This window comes from Syntrophales bacterium (assembly GCA_030018935.1).
Classification (GTDB): domain Bacteria; phylum Desulfobacterota; class Syntrophia; order Syntrophales; family CG2-30-49-12; genus CG2-30-49-12.
Genome location: JASEGZ010000025.1, coordinates 1 through 15,491, shown reverse-complemented (window position 1 = coordinate 15,491; position 15,491 = coordinate 1). Strand labels below are relative to the sequence as shown.

The window sequence follows — 15,491 nt, the reverse complement described above, 5'->3', positions numbered from 1 at the left end:
AATGAGGAGGACCAATCGGTTATTCAGGAGATATCACCATGAACACTCTACGCGAACTTTGTCAGCCCAGGGAGTCTGTATTTGATCGTAGTCGACTTGATACGGTCTATAATCTGGATGATCTACCCGCAATCAAGCCGGATGAGTTCTTCGCGGAAAACTACGTCACCGAGGGCATGAGGATTCTCCTCACTGAAGCCTTCAATCGCCTGGAGGGTAAAACAACCGGCGCTTCGGGTACATTCTTGCTCAGCCAGTCCATGGGCGGCGGAAAAACCCATAACCTCATCGCTCTGGGGCTTCTGGCGAAAATCCCTAAATATCGCAAGAAGGTCATGTCCGAATTTTACAATCCGGGAGACTTGGGGGCGGTAACTGTTGTGACTTTCAGCGGCAGGAAGACGAGCACTCCCTTTGGCATCTGGGGAGAAATTGCTGAGCAACTCAACCGCAAGGCTGTGTTCAATGAGTTTTACAGCCCCCTGATTCCACCGAGTCCTGACAAATGGATTGAACTCTTGAAGGGGGAACCGGTGCTCATCCTCCTTGATGAACTGCCGCCATATTTTGAATCATCGAAGGCTGTCGCTGTTGGAGACACCTACCTGGATCGTCTGACGACCGCAGCCCTGGCAAACCTCCTTATTGCCGTAAATGGCAACAAACTCCCCCGCGTCTGCGTGGTCATCACGGATCTCAGCGGCACGGCATATGTGAGTGGAAGCGCAGCCATTACCCAGGCACTGCAGTCCCTGAGCGATTTGGAGCAGGAAGTTCATCGGAATGTCATTCGGATTGACCCGGTCAAGATGAACACCAATGAGCTCTACCACATCCTCCAGACCCGCATTTTCGAGAAAACACCCGCCATGTCAGACGTGGAGAAGGTCGCCGGTGACTATAGCGCCGCGCTGGAGAACGCCAAAAAGATGGGCATCTCGGAAGTGTCCCCCGATCAGCTAAAAGCCGACATCATCAATGCCTATCCCTTTCACCCCGCCATCCGGGACCTCTATGCCCGGTTCAAGGAAAACCGGGGATTCCAGCAAACCAGAGCCCTTATCCGGATTATGCGGATCATCGTCTCCAATCTCTGGAATTCCGGTGTTGCGAGCAAGAAATATCTCATCGGTCCCCATGAGATGGATCTCATGGATGCTTCTATGCTGGGGGAGATCCGGCAGATCAACCCAGGACTGGAGGCTGCTATTGCGCGGGATATCGCGGCGGAAGGCGGCAGCGCCCTGGCCCAGCAGATTGATGGGGGAAAAATCACTGATGCCCAGGATATTGCAAAACTGATTTTCCTTTCATCCCTCTCCACAGCCACGAGTCCCATACTGGGTCTGGGAAGGTCGGAGCTCATCGGCTATCTTGCCGCTCCAGACCGAGATGTGGTCAATCTGCGTAATGTTCTGGATCGCCTGCAGGCGGATGCCTGGTATCTTCACGTCACCCGAGACGGAAAGCTGTTTTTTAAGAATGTGGAGAACCTGAAAGCCAAGGTTGCCACCTATGCCAGAAACAAACTTCGAGAGCAGCGGGAGAAGGAACTCCGGGACCGCCTGGGAGAAATGTTCAAGATCACCACCAAAGCAGCCTACCAGAAGCACCTCCCCCTGCCGGCCCTCGATCAGATACAGCTTCAGCAAGACAATGTGACTCTGGTCGTCTTCCGGCCGACGGAGGATTCTTTTCTGGCTATCGAGGAATTTTACAAACATCAGCAATTCAAGAACCGGGTCTGTTTCATGACCGGCGCCGCAAAGGCTTACGATACGGTTCTGGAGCGGGCAGCGGAATTGAGCGCCATCCGGACCATTATCGGGGAGATGAACCAGGAAGGCGTCAGAGAAAGTGATCCCCAATATATAGAAGCGACGGAGATGCTCACCAAGCTGGAAGGACGATTTTATCAGGCCTGTCGCGAAACCTTCACAATCCTGTACTATCCTGCCAAAACCGGCCTTGCCCAGGTGGATCTGGATCCGAAGTATGTAGCCAATGAGTACAAAGGAGAAGAGCAGGTCCTCAACGCCCTGAAGGAGTGTTTCAAGTACACCGATGATATCGCCCCTGATGGAACGTTCCGGAGTCGGGTGGAAAACAGGCTCTGGCCGGTTGGTGTCAGGGAGGTCGCATGGAGCACCATTATACAGCGGGCCGCTACAGATATTTCCTGGGTCTGGCATCATCCGAACGCACTGGACACACTCAAGGATGAACTTGTCAAACGGGACATCTGGCGTGAAACAATGGGCTATGTCGACCGTGGCCCCTTTGAGAAACCGAGAACCTCCGTTCAAGTACAGGTGCTCAACCGGGATGAAAATACGGGTCAGGTGACTGTTCGCATCCGTCCCCTCAATGGGGATGTTGTGCACATGGCAACAGGCGACGTGGCAACCGCATCCTCAAAGAAACTGGAAGATTATGACATCAAGACAAAGGCCATGAAGCTCTCCTTCCTTTGCGTGGATTCAACGGGAGAACATGGTACGGGAGAGCCGGTTACCTGGACGAATACCATTTTCGTTAAGCACCGCTTCTATCAGGAAGCTACAGAGCGTAAATGCGAGCTACAGGCTGTTCCAAAAGGGACTATCAAGTACACGACGGACGGTTCAAGCGCAGAAACCCACGGGACACCCTATGAAAAGCCCTTTGAGATTCCAAAAGACTGCCAAGTGATCCTTGCAATAGCAGAAGCGGAAGGGATCAAATCCCACCAGGAAAGTATCCCCGCGCCAAAGGGAAAGATTGATGAAGGGACCAAGATTGACCGTAACAAAGCGGCCATTTGGAAGAGAAGTTTTAAGAAGGACGCGACGGGAGAAACATACAAATTTCTGGAGACGGCCAAGAAGTACGGGGCTGAGCTGGGAGGTGTCTGCTTGACCGTCATGAGGGATACCCGTTGGATTCAGCTTAGCACCTCTGATAACTCCTACCATGCCATTCAGCATTTTGAGCAAGGAGCCGAGTTACTCAAGGAATTTGTCACCGATGGAGCGCTCAGCATCGATGTGGGGAGTCTCAAGTTCGACTCCGGTCAGCAGCTCCTTGACATGGTGGTGGATCTGAAAACGGAAGTGAAGGAAGGGGAAGTAAGCCAGTGAGCGCCCGCAGGAAACGCCAGTTCATCGGTTTCGGCTTTGACCCTGGGGAATCCGCGCACCACTTTGTAGTTCAGGTCTCTGATGGGGAAAAGAATCCTGTTATTGTTGAAGAACACTACGAGTGGAATGACGGGGAAACTGATGTTCCCCAGAAAAGACCAGTCATCAAGGTTGAGCTGGAACATTACCGCTGGGAACGCATCGCAGAGACGGCAAGAAATCAGTTTAACAAGCGAATCCGGGCTGCCGGTCAGCGATCCGTTTCGTGGAAAGTTGGAAAGGACAACATTCTGGCTCCCCACTTCGGGAAGGAACTGACCCTCCTCGCCTGGGCAGTGGAGGACATTGACGAAAGTCTCATTCCCAATGTGATTGCCAACTGGACAGGGCTGGAGCCGGAAGAGCGCTGGTGGCTATACACGACGGTGAACGCCACCTTTACAAAAGCGGATGTGGGTGGCGACCGGGGCTGGCGCAAAGCCATCAAGATTGCCTTTTCGGAGAACCCCATACCCGATATGCCCCGGGAACGGTTCGTCGAAGAACCGGAGACCATCCGCCTTCCCCAGAAGGCCAAGATGCCCACTGATAAAATCATACATGGGCCATTCCCAAAGAAAAAGAAGCGGAACATAAAAAGTCCCTCCAAGCAGGGCGGCCTTTTTAGCGAGCTGTAACGGTGAACCATGTCAGGCTTAACCTTTATCGAGACACAATTCCCCGTCAGCAAGCTCTCCAAGGAAAGCTACAAGGAAAGGAAGGCAGTTTCTGGTCAAACGTTAACTGGTTTGGGCAAATGGTGGGGCCGGAAACCCCTGGTCCTGGTCCGGGCGGCCCTCCTGGGACTCCTCTTGCCCGCCACGGATGACCTGAAGAAAGACCGAGAAATCTTCCTCAAACTCATGACCATGGACGAGGAAGGTCTCTGGATGCGGCGCCGGGGGAACATACCCGCCGGTGAGGTCTATCCGCACGCCACAGATTCCGAGAAGGAGTTCTATTTCACCCGAAAGGACGGCAGGATCCAGTGGAAAAAGTCCGCCGGCCGGGAGGATCGCGAACACATGCAGCGCCGGGCCTTCAGCCGGATGGGCTACGACGAAAAACTGAAGTTCTGTGTCAGAGCGGAAGAGATTGACGGACCATCATCTGAAACATGGGAAGAGGTTAATAATCACCTCAGGACGAAAGTATCTTCTTTATCAGAACTGGTACAGGAACTCAGCGGACGCCAATTTGGTCATGTTGCTTGTGCGGGTGACTCTTTTTGTGGAGGTGGAAGCGTACCTTTCGAGGCTGCGAGATTGGGCTGTTTCGCTTATGGTTCTGAACTCAACCCTGTGGCAGCTTTGTTGACATGGGCGTCGCTGAATATTATTGGCGGTGGATCAGATGTCCAGAAACAGGTGAAGGATGTACAAGAAAATTTGTTTGCCTCTGTTCGCAGTACGCTTAAAGAATGGGGCATCGAGACCAAAGAAAATGGCTGGGAGGCCGAAGCATACCTTTACTGCTCTGAAGTAAGAGAGCCCATGACGGGCTGGTTCGTGCCGCTGGCACCTTCATGGGTCATTGCCGAAAAACCGAAAGTTGTGGCGCGCCTCGTGCCTGACCCTTCACGGAAGCGATTTGATCTTGACATCATCCAAGACGCCTCCTCTTCGGATTTTGAACAGGCCAGGCAAGAAGGTACCTGGATCGGCGGACTTCGTTGCCCTGTGGATAAAGAAGGAATCTATTTGCCGCCTCACATGCGGGCACCCACGAGCGCCGACACCCTAAGGGGACGTGAAGGACTGCGGTTATGGGAAAACGAAGATTTCGTTCCAAGACCGGCTGATGTCTTTCAGGAACGTCTTTACTGCATCCGCTGGGTGGACCCGGAGACGGGGGAGAAATACTACAGGGCGCCGACGGAAGCGGACCTGAAGCGGGAAGCCCTGGTCTTGCAACTGGTTAAGGAACGCTTCACCGACTGGCAATTGAAAGGATACCTCCCCAGCCGGAAAATCGAGCCGGGTGATAAAACGGATGAACCGATTCGCACGCGTGGCTGGACGCACTGGCATCATCTCTTTCATCCGCGGCAGCTTCTTCTTCATGGCTTATTCCAGGAATACGCAGGTGATCTGAAGGGTATTCCTGCGGCGGCCGCCTTGCTTCTGGTGGGGCGGTTTGCTGACTGGAATTCCCGGTTGTCTGTTTGGTTGCCTTCCAATAGTGGTGGATCGGGTGGAGGGAAAAATACTTTTCTCAATCAAGCATTGAATACTTCAGTCGTTTATTGTGTACGTGCATCTTCAGGTCTGATAAGTCTATCTTTACCAACCAGCAAATCTTACCCTGTTAAAGAAGGGATCGCAGAACTCTGTGATTGCAGAGTTGTCTCACAAACCTGTGACATCTGGCTTACAGACCCACCCTATGCTGATGCCGTCAACTATGAAGAACTCTCAGAATTTTTCCTGGCCTGGTATGAACGGGGTCTAAAGCGACTTTTCCCCGACTGGTATACGGATTCGAAGCGGGCACTGGCCGTCAAGGGATCCGATGAAAGCTTTCGTATGGTCATGGTGGATTGTTATAAGGCATTGACTAATCACATGCCAGATGACGGATTCCAGTTGGTTATGTTCACCCATCAGAATGCAGAGGTCTGGGCGGACTTGGCCATGATTCTCTGGGCTGCCGGTCTTCACGTTACTGCCGCCTGGACAATACAAACCGAAACCCCTGTAGTCGGAATCAAGCAGGGCAACTATGTCCAGGGTACGGCTTTGCTTATTCTTCGGAAGAGAAGGTCTGCGCTTGTGGGAGACATGAGCGATATCTATCCGCAAGTCATCGAAGAGGTCAAAAGCCAGTTGAAGTCCATGATCGATCTTGACGACAAGGAGGATCCCAATTTCGGCGATGCGGATTACCAACTGGCAGCCTATGCGGCAGCCCTCCGGGTCGTGACGGCCTACAGCGCCATCGAAGATATTGACATTGAGAGGGAACTGAGAAGGGTACGCAGGCCAGGGGAATCTTCTCCCCTTGCGGATCTCATTAAAAGCGCCGTCAAGATCGCCTCCGATTTTCTCGTTCCCGATGGCCTGGATTCGGCCATCTGGAAACGCCTCAGCCCGGAAGAGCGTTTCTATCTGAAGGGTATTGAAGTAGAGGCCCATGGGGAGTACCGCGACGGCGTCTACCAGGAATTCGCCCGGGGATTCGGCATCCGGGATTACCGTGGTCTTCTGGGGAGCGGCGCCGCCAACCAGACACGTTTGAAGACCCCCGGCGAACTGAAGGGACGCGACCTCTCCGGTACGGGATTCGCCGGGTCACTCCTGCGGCAGGTCCTCTTCGCCGTTTACAAGACCGCCGAGGAGGATGATCCGCGCCCGGGGTTGGATTATCTCAAGCAGGAGATTCCCAGTTACTGGGACCGTCGTCAAACAATGATCGCCTTGCTGAACTATCTTTCCCATAAGCCCTCTGTGAATATGGAACACTGGAAAAAGGATGTCGAGGCGGCCCATCTCCTTCTGGGGGCTGTGGAAGGAGACGGCGTATGATCCATCGCCATTCCTCCCGCTTCAGTCTGTTGAAGGTTTTGGTGAATGAGCGCTTTTGCTTCTTCCTGAAATCTTGTTTTTGCCATTGCTTTTACCGTGCAACATTACAATCAGTATTGGGTAGTGCACTAATCAGATCAGATTTTACCTCCAGTTTTTACCTTGACAAACCATAGCTGTTACATGAATATGCCAAAAAAGCGTGTTATAAAATTGTTGGCACACCAGCTTCACTTGCCCTTTCTTGGCACCAGGCTGTGCAGAATAATCAAACTTTCCTCAGGAGGTGGCTATGAATACGGGTACTATACAGGCTTCCCCGCTTAAAGATCTTTTCATTAATACGTTGACACAGGATGTTAGAGTAGTGACGTGCATTCTGGATTTAATCGATAATTCTGTTGACAGCTATATGAGACACCGAATTACAGACCGCAGGGCTATCGACATCAAGCTTTCCAATGAGAGTTTTCTGATATTTGATACCTGCGGTGGGATTGGGAAAGACTTTCTTGAAACTAATGTGTTTACTTTCGGGAGTACCTTGGAACGAGGTTTTGCCACTCTTGGCATGTATGGTATTGGGCTTAAGCGCTCTATATTTAAATTGGGAAACCAAATATCCATCCAGACAGATGACGGGCATGACTATTGCGAAATGATTCTCAATGTGACTGATTGGAAAAAGGATTCCACTCTGCCTTGGACGATTCCTTATACCTACGACGGATCACGCCTCAATAGTAACCCTCCATACACAAAAATCCAGATTTTAGATCTCACCCCCGACGTGCAAGACAAATTCAACTCAGTGCCTTTCATCAATGATGTGATGGAGACACTTAAACGGACTTATTGCCTCTTCATTGCAGACAACCTTGATTTTACTCTTAATGGGGGGAACGTGGAGGAGTACCCTCTCATTGTTCCAGATGATAAGGAGTATAGTCCGCAAGTACATCTTGAACAATACAACGGTCTCGGAATAAAAATAATCTGTTTCATCGATCCAAGTAAGGGAATCAAACTGTCAAAGGCTGTAAACCAGGTCGGGTGGAATATATTCTGCAATAGACGATTAATCTTAGCGAATGATACATCAGCAACGACAGGATGGATCGGCACTACCAAGGAAGATATAACCACGTTGCCCAGATATCACCCACTTTTTAATAATTTCAGAGGATTGGTATTCCTCGACTCAGAGGACCCAGCAAAGCTTCCACTAAATACAAGCAAGAGCGACCTTAATGAGGAGAGCATTGTTTATCACTATGTTCTGGATAAGATGGTGAAGACTGCACGGCCTGTAATTGATTATATCTACGGCAAGCACGTCCAAGAATTCGCAAACGAAGAAGAGATCGAACAAGTAGCAACTCAACAGGACCCGGCTTTCAATCCGGGCATCAAGAGCGTAGTGGAACTAACCACACCTCAGACATTTAAGGCACCTCAAAAAATTGAGTCGTCTCCCAGCATTGCAAGGATACAGTATTCCAAACCAAAAGATTTGGTTGATCGCGTCAAGAAGAGTATTGGCGCAACATCAAACAAAGAGGTTGGCGAGCGGACATTTGATTACTTCGTTGAGATGGAGGAAATAAAACAGCCATGATCGAGGGAGCACGCAACGATGCTGGAATGATCAATTACTACCTACGGCCCAACAAGCAGGTAGAGAGAAAAATAATTTTAGAGATTCTGCAAACAGTAATTAGAATTTTGGGGCCATCAACAAATTATCAATACGTCGGGATGGGATCTTTTTATTTCTTTGATTTCATTCTGATGCATAAATTTCTTAAGATAGATGATCTCGTATCTATAGAAAACAAAAAGGATGTTAACCGATTCAAGTTTAACCTACCTTATGACTTTATTACTTTCCATAACATGCTTTCAACACGCTACCTTGCAGAAATCCACGATTGGACCAAAAAATCCATCATATGGCTCGATTACACACAAGGTCTTTCCGGTAATCATGCGCTGTCACCTGATATAAACCTGATCGGCAGGAACTCAGGGAAAAACGCCTTCTTTATCCTCACATTAAATGCGACGGCCCCACAAGACCAAGATGCACGTAGCTCTTTCCTTACTAAATTCAATAGGGATATTTCGCCTCTATATAATAAGGTCATATACACCTCTAAGAGCAATTATCATCTTCTTCTACAAAATATTGTCATCAATAAAATAGAAGAGTCTTGCATGCGTAATACCAATAAATTTATTAAAACTTTTTCCTACCTTTATCAAGACGGAGCCCCAATGTATACTCTCGGCGGGGTATTTACAGATGATTCGAGCTTGAACGAGCGATTAAATGACCTGCATCCCTTCCTCTCAACCGACAGGAACAATGTCACACGCATAAAAATCCCGAATCTTACCTATAAAGAGAAGTCATATTTGGATTCTATAATCAAGGATTTGGGGCTAAAAATGGAAGAATGTAAAAAAGAAGTGGAAAAGTTATGCTTCGATGATCTAAAAAAGGAGCAATACCTTACCGGTATATTTTCAGATCATTTAGCCATTGAACTCAAGCCCGAAGAGATACAGAACTATATTCAGTTTTACAGGTACTATCCGCAGTACTATGAAGGGATTATATGAGTATCCCTCAGTATCTTCTGAGTGATTCCAAATGCCTGAAAACAATCTTGGAAGCGCGTGCTCTTCCTGCGCCCAATCTCATCATAACTTCACCTCCCTATTATGATGTTCTTAACTATGAAGATAATACCCTACAGATCGGACGAGGACAGACATACGATGAATATTTAGATACGATATCCGATATCATCCATCAATGCTATGAGATTTCAGCGGAAAATGCAACATTGTGGTTAATCGTAGATACATTCAGGAGAAACGGCGAAGTCAAGACGTTGCCTTTTGATGTTTTTTCGCGTTTGAAAAGCAAACATAGTCCTACTTGGAAGCTGAAGGATATAATAATCTTGAACAAGGAGAAGAACCTACCCTGGGTGGGAAACGGCCGCTTCAAAAATGAATTTGAATATATACTGTTCCTCACAAAGAAACGGTTTGTCTTCAATATTGACGGCATCAGGGAAACCAACGATTTGAGGAACTGGTGGTTCTCATATCCGGAACGGTATAACACGCGTGGAAAGGCCCCAAGTAATATCTGGAATCATATAACTCCAATGCGAGGTTGGGGAAATGGTACCGTGAACCACCTCTGCCCTTTCCCCTTCAGTTTGGTCGAAAAAATCATTTCAATCGCATCAAATGAAAATGACGTGGTCTTGGACCCTTTTGCTGGGTCAGGCACAGTGTTGGCTATGGCTCAGATCATGGGTCGAAAAGCGGTGGGAATAGATGTGAATGAAAAATACAAGACTCTATTTGAAACGGTGGTATTGGACGCGGCGGCACGGTATTGGAAGCGACGAAGCAAAGAAATTGAGGAGGTTCAGAAAGCACAAAACGAGTTCGAATTATTAAATATTTCGCTTCGCAAACTAAAGTATGCAGGAATGTTCAAGCGAGAAGCCATCGATGATGTTAAACTTAAAGAATATCCGTTGGTTCTACTAGATCTTACTAATAAACCAAATAGACAGACAGAACTTATTATAGTTACTGACCAATGCACCATGGACAAAGATTTGCCGCCTTGCATCGGTGAAATTAAGTCCGCAAAATTCGGTTTAGCGATTAATGTTAAACTGATGTCAGCTGAGGAATTCAAGAATTCATACTCAAAGGATCAATTTTTTGAATACAATGCGGCGATATGGAACAGGCATCTCGGCCAGCTTCAGGCAGAGGATATTATTAACAGAATCGGTGATTGCTCTACCGTTTTCTTTTCCAATATCACAGTCGAGAAAATTCCCAAGATTCTACAGCGCCGATAAAGGACATATGTATACTGAGAGCACTTCGGGGAAGGAATAGTATACTCAAAACCCATGGCTGCCTATGCACCTCAGTGCAACACTGACTTTCTATCGGTAATATTTAACCTCTACTATTATCCCTGAGTGAAAGATTGTAGATATAGGCAGTTTCCGCCACCTGACTTTTGGAACGGTGACAACGGATGATCCATCGCTACTCCTCACGCCGCAGTCCCTTGAAGGATTTCCTGGCCACCCAATTGCAGGGCGCCCTTCGTTACGATCGGATTGCCGGGTTCTTCAGCTCCTCCCTCCTGGAGGTGGCGGGCGAGGCCCTGGAACGGATGACGTCGGAAGGCGGCGAGACCTGCGTTCGAGTGGTCTGCAACTCCTGCCTTAACCCCCTGGACGTTCAGACCGCACGGGCGGCCAAGTGGGGGATGCACCGCGAATGGTGCGCTTCGCTCCCCGCCGAGATCGGCGCACCCATGAAGGCCAGGCTCCAGCGACTCCACGATTTTCTCAGCAGCGGTCTTCTCAAGGTGAAGGTCCTCCCCGACGAGGCCTTCGGCCTGATCCACGGCAAGGCCGGCGTGATCACCCGGACGGACGGATCGCGGGTCTGCTTTATCGGCAGCGCCAATGAGTCCCGGACGGCCTGGGTCAGCAACTATGAGTTGGTCTGGCTGGACGAGAGCGAAGAGGGCGTCCGATGGGTACAGGAGGAATTCGACGCCCTGTGGTCCTCCCCTCAGGCGGTGGACCTGGCGGAGGCGGTCGTGCAGGACGTGGCCCGGCTGATCCACCGGGTCGTCGTCCCCGATATCGACGCCTGGAAGAAGGAAGAGGCTAAGCCCGCCGAACCGATTGTGGAACTGCCCATCTACCGCCGGGAAAACGGCCTCTGGGCGCACCAGAAATCCTTCATCAATCTGGCTTTTGATGCGCACAAAAACGGTGGTGCAAGATATCTCTTAGCCGATCAGGTTGGTCTGGGAAAAACGGTACAACTTGCCCTGGATGCAAAGCTCATGGCCCTATATGGCGAAAAACCCATTCTCATCCTTGTCCCAAGGCCCCTTATGATCCAGTGGCAAGAGGAACTCTGGAGTCTGCTGGCCATGCCATCGGCGCGCTGGACGGGCAAGCAATGGATTGATGAACAGGGTGTCGTCTATGCCGATCTTGGCGCGGCAGGTTTAAGGAAGTGTCCGCGAAAAGTTGGTATTGTTTCTACGGGTCTTATCATTCGTGGCTCTGAGGGCGTGAATACGTTGAAGGAGCTTTCATACGAGTGTGTCATTCTTGATGAGGCCCATCGAGCAAGACGGAGTAACCTCGGTCCCACCCACCGGGGTGAAAAGGCAGAACCCAACAACCTGTTACAGTTTCTGATGGAGATCGCTCCTCGGACCCGGAGCTTGCTATTGGCGACGGCAACGCCCGTCCAGCTCGATCCCATCGAGGCTTGGGATCTCCTGGGCGCCCTGAACAGTGGCAAGGAATTTGTCCTCGGTTCCCTTTACAGCCGCTGGTTGTCAAGGCCATTGGAAAGTCTGTCCCTCATTCTGGAAACAGTGAACCCGCCTGAGGTGATCAGTGAGCTTTGGGAATGGATTCGGGATCCCCTGCCACCATCATCCGAAAGCAAGGACTTTGAGCTGATTCGCCGCGGCCTGAAGGTTTCCTTGTCTGAAACATGGTCGCCGCCGGAGGCATTTGAAGTTCTCCCCAGACCAGACCAGCAAAGGGTAAGGCGTCTCTCTAAAATCTTCTTTCAGGAACATAATCCTTTTATTCGCCATATAATTAGGCGGACCCGGGATTTTCTGGAAAACACCATAAACCCCCAGACAAACGAACCTTACCTGCAGACTATAAAAGTTCGTCTTTTTGGCGAAGATGACAAGGAGGTGATTACCCTGCCGCCGTTTCTAAGTGATGCCTATGAGGCTGCAGAGGAGTTCTGTTCCATTCTTGCCAGAAGACCCGGGCTGAATTCCGGGTTCATGAAAACAATTCTTCTGCGCCGTGTGGGAAGCACGATTGAAGCGGGCAGGCTGACGGCGATCAAGATGCTCGGGCCACCCCTTGAAAGAGACCAGGACGATGAGGAAGGGGAGGACGAAAGAGATGAAACACTGTCCTCCCTGTATCCTTTAACCAAGGAAGAACGATTTGCTTTGACCAGGTTTCTGAAAATCCTCGACGAAAACAGGGATGAAGACCCGAAGCTGCGGCAGGTGGAAACCATCCTTTCCTCGGGCGTGCCTGTTACGGGCGGCTGGTTGTCCTTTGGGTGTATCATCTTCAGCCAATACTACGGCTCCGTCTTTTGGCTGGGGCAGAGGTTGTCCAAACGTTTGCCGGGTGAAACTATTGCTATTTATGCCAATATTTCCGGTTCCGGGATCATCCAAAACGGCGTTTTTCAGCGGATAAACCGGGATGAGATCAAAAGGCGAATCAGTGCAGGCGAACTGCGGTTGGTCATCGGCACAGATGCCGCCTCCGAGGGGCTCAATCTCCAACGGCTGGGATCGCTAATCAATCTGGACCTTCCCTGGAACCCCACCCGCCTTGAGCAGCGCAAAGGCAGGATTCAGCGCATCGGCCAGGTACGCCCCGAAGTGTTGATTTACAACATGAGATATAAAGGATCTGTGGAGGACCGGGTTCATCAGCTCCTGTCAGAGCGGCTCGCAAATATCCGGAATATGTTCGGCCAGATCCCCGACACACTGGAAGATGTCTGGGTATGGGCGGCCCTCCGCGAAGAAGAACTGGCAAAGCAGGTTATTGATGAGGTTCCCCGGCGCCATCCTTTTGAGATGAAATACGACCGCATCGAAAACGTGGAATGGGAATCCTGCAGCAGGGTGCTGGATTCGTTGAGTCAGATAGATTTGTTACAGAAGGGTTGGTGAACTGTAAAATTGCCCTATTGCCGGACAGCAGGTATATCCGTATAGCTTCCTGATATCCACATTTGACAAGTGTTAGCGTAAGATGTAGATTTCACCTGGTAATCCTTAAAGAATTAGATCCGTATAACGGCCTGAAATCAATGATCCTCACCCCTGGGTGATATCAGTCACAAACTCGGCGCTTTTGCATCCTGCAACCCGTGCGGTATGCATAACACGTTGCGCTTTCTTCTTGACAGACAAGCACCCTGTTAATTATCCTTAACCATTATCGTATAATTCTCTTTTCTCTTGACACGTCAGTTTTCTTTTCATATATGTGATTAGTTTTTCAACCCAAGAAGGATGTGAAAGTATGCCCTCCCTTGAATTAGATGGCGTTTCTATAGTTTTGTTGGGCTTGTTTAATCCGGCTATATTTCAACCAATGTGGTTTAAAGCACACGGGTTAATCCGTGGTGATGAAGCCGAATCGGCACAAAAAATCACGGTAATATCTCCCGAGATAAGTCAGTTCAAGATTGGGGAATTTATGATGGAGGTATGGCGTGAGCGCTTTATGGCCAGCACAAATGATGCAACCTTATTTCAACCACTTAGGGACTTAGTAATAGGAGCATTCTCTTTGTTAGAGCATACCCCCATAAAAGCGATAGGTATAAATCGCACTATGCATTTCTCAATTGCTGATATAGACACACTTAACCGCTTTGGTGATTTTCTCGCTCCTAAGGATTCTTGGAAGGAGCTAATGGATACTCCCGGCTTAGCAGTTATGATCATGAAATATCCACGCGCTAACCCAGAGGGAGAAATTAACGTAAGAATCGAGGCGTCACAAAAAGTCATACCAGGGGTGTATTTTGACGTAAACAATCATTATGAATTGAAAAAAGAAGAAACAGAAGTAGAAGGCACTATGAAAGCCATTAATGTACTGAAAGACAATTGGGAACCAGGATTGCTATTTTCTTTGAAGATAGCCGAACATTTACTGGGAAAGGATTACTGATGTATTCGCCGGAAGAGGTCCGCTTCGACCCAAGACAAGTAAGCGAGGAAACGCAGTCGCAGCGGCAAGATGAGAGAGGAAAAGACACTGATCGTAATGTTTTGTGGTTAGGCCCTCCCCCCTTTGCTTTACATAAACGTACTGAAAGCTCGTCGATATCATTGGTCACTGGACAGAAAGAGCCAGATACGACATTGCCTGATAGAATTGTAGTTAGGCTACTTTTTCCACCACCGACGCACCGGTTTAAGTTGTTGCAACAATGGGAAGGAGAATTGATCGAAATAAAAAATGAGGAGTGTACAGCGATCTTGCGAGATATGAGTCATCCGGAGAATCCTATAGAAGAAATTACTTTCTCTGTAGCGGAAATCTCACCTTCAGATATTAGTCTCGCTGTCCCTGGCTCAATTTTCTATCTATCCATTGGTTACTATGATCGAATTGATGGCCAGCGGTTACGGGCTGCATCTATTCGTTTCCGCCGGCTTCCTGAATGGACAATGAGTGATTTTAAGAGGGCTGAAGAAGAAGCAGAAAAAATAAAAGGAATTTTCGGGTTAACAAAGGAAATCCGCTCTGTTGAAAGATATTGAAATATCATTTTTTGGCCCAGGCATCGGTGAATGTATCGTCAGTCACTTAGGCAATAACCAATGGATGATTGTTGATTCATGCCTTGACCCCTCAACGCGAGCCCCCATTGCCCTTCAATATTTGAACCAAAAAGGTGTTAATGTCGCGACCGACGTTAAGCTTTTCCTTATAAGCCATTGGCATGATGATCATATCAGTGGTGCATCTGAAGTTTTACGTGCATGTAAATCCGCAAAATTTGTATGTTCCGCTGCTCTCCGTTGCAACGAGTTTGTTACTCTTGTATCAAGATATCAAAGTAGATCAATGATGATTAGTTCTGGTGTTGACGAATTTGCAAAAGTAAACCACATACCGGCTAAAGCCGGTAGCTTTGACGTCGGCTGGAAGCC

Annotated in this window: 10 protein-coding genes; all 10 read left to right on the top strand. The window is 49.1% G+C overall.

The features are described from left to right. Positions 1-38 precede the first annotated feature (38 nt). Positions 39-3,119, top strand: a complete 3,081-nt coding sequence (locus QMD03_06120) for a DUF499 domain-containing protein (GenBank protein MDI6776804.1) — start codon at positions 39-41, stop codon at positions 3,117-3,119. Next, positions 3,116-3,796 carry a DUF3780 domain-containing protein gene (locus tag QMD03_06115; protein ID MDI6776803.1) on the top strand — a complete coding sequence of 227 codons (681 nt, stop codon included), beginning with the start codon at positions 3,116-3,118 and terminating at the stop codon, positions 3,794-3,796. The genes QMD03_06120 and QMD03_06115 overlap by 4 nt, the downstream gene beginning before the upstream one ends. Before the next feature lie 9 nt (positions 3,797-3,805). Then, the gene (locus QMD03_06110) at positions 3,806-6,682 is read left to right on the top strand and encodes a DUF1156 domain-containing protein (GenBank protein MDI6776802.1); all 2,877 of its coding nucleotides are present in this window, start codon (positions 3,806-3,808) and stop codon (positions 6,680-6,682) included. A 292-nt stretch (positions 6,683-6,974) separates the two neighbouring features. Beyond that, positions 6,975-8,300 carry an ATP-binding protein gene (locus QMD03_06105; protein MDI6776801.1) on the top strand — a complete coding sequence of 442 codons (1,326 nt, stop codon included), beginning with the start codon at positions 6,975-6,977 and terminating at the stop codon, positions 8,298-8,300. Further along, complete coding sequence (locus tag QMD03_06100) at positions 8,297-9,307, top strand: hypothetical protein (GenBank protein ID MDI6776800.1); 1,011 nt, start codon at positions 8,297-8,299, stop codon at positions 9,305-9,307. Before QMD03_06105 ends, QMD03_06100 begins: the two co-directional genes overlap by 4 nt. A 47-nt stretch (positions 9,308-9,354) precedes the next feature. Further along, entirely contained in the window at positions 9,355-10,581 is a 1,227-nt protein-coding gene (locus QMD03_06095; protein MDI6776799.1) for a site-specific DNA-methyltransferase, read from the top strand. Positions 10,582-10,766: 185 nt separating this feature from the next. Next, complete coding sequence (locus tag QMD03_06090; GenBank protein ID MDI6776798.1) at positions 10,767-13,490, top strand: helicase-related protein; 2,724 nt, start codon at positions 10,767-10,769, stop codon at positions 13,488-13,490. Positions 13,491-13,845: 355 nt separating this feature from the next. Further along, on the top strand, positions 13,846-14,502 hold the full coding sequence (locus QMD03_06085; GenBank protein MDI6776797.1) for a hypothetical protein: 657 nt from the start codon (positions 13,846-13,848) through the stop codon (positions 14,500-14,502). Further along, a complete protein-coding gene (locus tag QMD03_06080) occupies positions 14,502-15,098 on the top strand; it encodes a hypothetical protein (GenBank protein MDI6776796.1) in 597 nt (198 codons plus the stop codon). The genes QMD03_06085 and QMD03_06080 overlap by 1 nt, the downstream gene beginning before the upstream one ends. Continuing rightward, a partial coding sequence (locus QMD03_06075; protein ID MDI6776795.1) for an MBL fold metallo-hydrolase occupies positions 15,085-15,491 on the top strand: 407 nt, incomplete at its 3' end. The genes QMD03_06080 and QMD03_06075, both read left to right, overlap by 14 nt.